At 75.9% G+C, this 344-nt stretch carries 1 pseudogene; it reads right to left on the reverse strand.

The features are described from left to right. Window positions 1-196: pseudogene (locus tag ACFYW8_RS44585) on the reverse strand (glycosyltransferase family 1 protein); the annotation flags it as partial. Window positions 197-344 lie beyond the last annotated feature (148 nt).

Raw genomic sequence — 344 nt, forward strand, 5'->3', positions numbered from 1 at the left:
CCGCGACCCAGTCCAGGACGTGCGCGCCGGCCGCCCGCGCCGCCGCGCTCAGCGGGCCGGCGGGCGGGCACAGCAGCGCGGTGCGCGTCCCGGCCGCCGTCTGGGCGCGCACCAGGTCGGTCACGACCCGGGCGACGCCGCCCTCGGTGGGCTGCGCGATGTGCAGCACCGTCGTCACCGTCGTCAGCTTCGTCATCGCCTCCCGCCTCACTCGCGCGCCGCGGCGTCGGCCTGGAGGAACACCGCACCGAGCTGGTACGGACGTGATCCGCCGGTGAAGCGCAGTTCGAGTTCGCCGGGTCCCGCGGTGAGCGCCTGCCGGATGTCCAGGACGTTGGAGTCGT

Source organism: Streptomyces sp. NPDC002742 (assembly GCF_042888885.1).
Lineage (GTDB): Bacteria > Actinomycetota > Actinomycetes > Streptomycetales > Streptomycetaceae > Streptomyces.